This is a genomic window from uncultured Intestinimonas sp., from assembly GCF_944387725.1.
Classification (GTDB): Bacteria; Bacillota; Clostridia; order Oscillospirales; family Oscillospiraceae; genus Intestinimonas.
In genome coordinates this window covers 1-3,539 of record NZ_CALXGA010000108.1, presented here as the reverse complement: position 1 = coordinate 3,539, position 3,539 = coordinate 1, and the positions used below count along the sequence as shown (strand labels likewise).

Below are 3,539 nucleotides of genomic sequence, written 5' to 3'. Positions count from 1 at the left end.
TCCACCTCTGACGCCAGATGCAAGCTCAGAAAACTTTACCCTGTTATCTTGTAATTCCTAACTTTATGAAATACTAGTATCATATTCAATATGAGTCATTGATAGACAAGCTGGGAGGCACACCGCCGCCAAGGACGGATCGGAGGGGCAGATAGTATGGATCACCGGAACAGAGGGGGCAGAAAACAGACCATCCGGTGGTATCGGCTGGGGATACTGGTCGCGATGGAGCTGCTGATGTCCTTTTCCTTTTTGGGCTATGTCCACATTGCCCCCATCTCCATCACCTTCGCCTATATCCCTGTCCTGCTTGCGGGGGTGCTGATGGGCCCCCCGGAGTCTACCATTCTGGGCACCACCTTCGGACTGGCCAGCATGTGGAAGGCATCAGCCAGCTACGTCATGCCCGCCGACAAGCTCTTTTCCCCCCTCCTGAGCGGCCATCCGGTGGAGAGCCTTCTGCTCAGCGTGGGAACCCGGGTGCTCTTTGGCCTGCTGGTGGGGTTCCTGTATCTGGCCGCCAAACGGACCCGGCATAAGGGCCTCTGGATTGGTGTAATCTCCTTTTTCGGGCGTCCCCTTCACTCCCTGTTGGTCTACAGCGCCATGTGGTGCTTTTTCCCGGAGACGGGCTACTCGCCCCTGAACGTCTTTACTGATTTCTGGAGCGCCAGCAGCCTGGCCACCAACTTGGTGACCATAGGGGTCTGTCTGCTGTGCTGGCGGGTCCAGAGATCGGCCGCCTGGCAGAAGTTCCAGCACCAGATGGACGTGGTCCAGGAGATGCGGCTGGCAGAACACTACCACCACTACTCCCTGATCCCGGTTGATCCTGGTGACGCTCTGCTCCGCCGGCGCGGTGGCGGTCTATTTCGTCCACCGCATTGACTATGTGCTGGACCTGGAGGGCATCCAGCTGTCGGACAGCACCTATTCCGACCTGCTCCACCTACAGATTCAGTTTTTGATCGGCATCATCTCCCTCATGAGCTTGGTCGTCCTCTTTCTGGTGTTCAACCGGAGATATGCCACCTATCTGAACTACGAGGCCAAGATGGACGCCCTCACCGGGGCCCTCAGCCGAAAGATTTTTTCCAGATGTGCAGCCGTCTGCTGGAGGAGCTCTATCCCCGCAGGGAGGCGGCGGGATACTTCATGATGCTGGACCTGGACTGGTTCAAGGAGATCAACGACCGCTTCGGCCATCCCGCCGGGGACCAGGTCTTGCGGGAAATGGCGGGCCAAGACTGAGGACAGGACTTCCTGTGCGGGAATCCATTCCTGCTATGTGGCTTGTGTCTTCCAGCGCAGGTCCGCAGGGGGTTGCAGGAACTCTTGACAATTTCCCAGGAAACGTGTAGGATAATGTCTGCCAAATCAACCGCAAGGCGGCTGAAGCGCACGGCGCCGCCGCACGATTTGCAGAGAAAGGAAGAATGCTCCATGCCCGAATACCGTCCCAGCACCAACTGCCTCCACGCCGGCTACCGGCCCGGCAACGGGGAGCCCCGGAATCCCCCCATCGTCCAGTCTACCACCTTCCGCTACGCCACGGGGGAGGCCATGGGGGCCCTGTTCGACCTGGAGGCGTCGGGCTATTTCTATACCCGGCTCCAGAATCCCACCAACGACGCTGTGGCAGCCAAAATCTGCGCTCTGGAGGGGGGCTCAGCCGCCATGCTCACCTCCTCGGGACAGGCGGCCATCTTCTTAGCCGTCTTCAACATCGCCGGCTGCGGGGACCATGTGGTGGCCTCCTCCACCATCTACGGGGGGACCTTTAACCTCTTCGCCGTCACCATGAAGCGCATGGGGGTGGAGTTTACCTTCGTGGAGCCGGACTGCTCTGACGCCGAGCTGGAGGCTGCCTTCCGGCCCAACACCAAGGCGGTCTTCGGGGAGACCCTGGCCAATCCCGCCCTGGTGGTGCTGGACATCCAGCGCTTTGCCGACGCCGCCCACGCCCACGGGGTGCCCCTCATTGTGGACAACACCTTCCCCACCCCCATCCACTGCCGCCCCTTCCAGTGGGGGGCGGATATCGTCACCCACTCCACCACCAAGTACATGGACGGCCACGCCAACGCCGTGGGCGGGGCCATTGTGGACTCTGGAAGGTTTGACTGGACGGCCCACGCCGGGAAGTTCCCCGGCCTCACCACCCCGGATGAGAGCTACCACGGCCTCGTCTATACCCAGCGGTTTGGGCTGGCGGGGGCCTACATCACCAAGGCCACAGTTCAGCTCATGCGGGACCTGGGGGCCACGCCGGCCCCCCAGAACAGCTACTATCTGAACGTCGGCCTGGAGACCCTCCCCCTGCGGGTGGCCAAGCACTGCGAGAACGCTCTGGCCGCAGCCCGGTTCCTGGAGGCCCACCCCAAGGTGGCATGGGTGAATTACCCGGACCTGGAGAGCAGCCCCAGCCACGCCTTGGCCCAGAAGTACATGCCCGACGGCACCTGCGGTGTGGTCTCCTTCGGGGTGAAGGGGGGACGGGAGGCGGCCTCCCGGTTCATGGCGGCCCTGGAGCTGTGCTCCATCGCCACCCATGTGGCCGACGCCAAGACCTGCGTGCTGCACCCGGCCTCCACCACTCACCGCCAAATGAACGACGAGGAGCTCCGGGCCGCCGGGGTCTCCCCGGACCTGGTGCGGCTGTCCGTGGGCATTGAGGACGCCCGGGATATCCTTGCCGACCTGGAGCAGGCCCTGGACCGGGTCTGAGCGCTCCCACACAGAACAGACAGACAGTCCGCCCCACCGTGGAAGACCACGGATGGGGCGGACTGTTTTGCGCCGCAGAGTCCTCAGAAGAAGCGGGCGAAGAGCTCCACCAGAAACCGGGGGGTGTGGGGAAAGAGGGTCTGGACGGCCTCCCGGAAGCGCTCAGCATTGCCGGGGAGGCCCGTCAGATCGGCGGGGAAGGTGACCTGTCCGAGGGCGCCGTCCCCGATGGCGATGGGGGCGACGGCTCCGCCGCCGGCGGCGATCTGCCCGGCAATGGCCCCGCCCCCCAGGGCATAGCAGAGGCTGACCGCGCCGCCGCCCAGAGCCAGTCCCAGGCTCAGGGCGAAACCTCCTGCCGCCAGAAGTCCGCCCGCCGCCAGCCCTCCCAAGGCCAGGAGCCCCAAACTCACGCCCCCCAGGCTCACCGCACCCACAGCGATGGCGCCCAGGGCCACCACGCCGGTGGCCACGTTTCCGATGGCCAGAATACCCTTGGCCTGGCAGATCCCCCACCGGGCAAGCTTGATGTGGATCAGGGGGAGGCCGAAGAGGGCGGCGCGGCTCCGGTATTCAAAGAAGAAGGGGTGGAGATAGGGCTCCGAGGCGGTGCTAGGTTCCCCCTGGGGCGTGGGCCCTGGGGCGGCGGCCTCCTGGCCCAGAATCAGGTAGTCCAGGCTGACCGCGAAGCACTGGGCCAGGGCGGTGAGGTTGTCCAGGTCGGGCCGGGAGGCGCCGGTATCACATAGTTAAAGATATTGGTGTCATTCAATCAATCTTGCCGATAAAGCGGTAGAAGATTTCTACCTCCT

The 3,539-nt window shown here is 63.3% G+C and carries 5 protein-coding genes; 4 read left to right on the top strand and 1 reads right to left on the bottom strand.

Features of this window, described 5'->3' with window-relative positions:
• Nucleotides 1–156: 156 nt before the first annotated feature.
• The 4 genes from Q0K09_RS10585 to Q0K09_RS10570 all read left to right on the top strand — a co-directional run bounded on the left by Q0K09_RS10585 (nucleotide 157) and on the right by Q0K09_RS10570 (nucleotide 2,727).
• Complete coding sequence (locus tag Q0K09_RS10585) at nucleotides 157–888, top strand: ECF transporter S component (protein WP_294476179.1); 732 nt, start codon at nucleotides 157–159, stop codon at nucleotides 886–888.
• Nucleotides 836–1,159, top strand: coding sequence for a hypothetical protein (locus Q0K09_RS10580; RefSeq protein ID WP_294476176.1), 324 nt, complete (start codon nucleotides 836–838; stop codon nucleotides 1,157–1,159). The genes Q0K09_RS10585 and Q0K09_RS10580 overlap by 53 nt, the downstream gene beginning before the upstream one ends.
• Nucleotides 1,099–1,251, top strand: a complete 153-nt coding sequence (locus Q0K09_RS10895) for a diguanylate cyclase (RefSeq protein WP_365932162.1) — start codon at nucleotides 1,099–1,101, stop codon at nucleotides 1,249–1,251. The genes Q0K09_RS10580 and Q0K09_RS10895 overlap by 61 nt, the downstream gene beginning before the upstream one ends.
• A gap of 192 nt (nucleotides 1,252–1,443) precedes the next feature.
• Entirely contained in the window at nucleotides 1,444–2,727 is a 1,284-nt protein-coding gene (locus Q0K09_RS10570) for an O-acetylhomoserine aminocarboxypropyltransferase/cysteine synthase family protein (protein ID WP_294476170.1), read from the top strand.
• 83 nt (nucleotides 2,728–2,810) lie between these two features.
• Here Q0K09_RS10570 and Q0K09_RS10565 read toward each other — a convergent pair whose 3' ends face one another.
• On the bottom strand, nucleotides 2,811–3,200 hold the full coding sequence (locus tag Q0K09_RS10565; RefSeq protein WP_294476166.1) for a hypothetical protein: 390 nt from the start codon (nucleotides 3,198–3,200) through the stop codon (nucleotides 2,811–2,813).
• Between the last annotated feature and the right edge of the window lie 339 nt (nucleotides 3,201–3,539).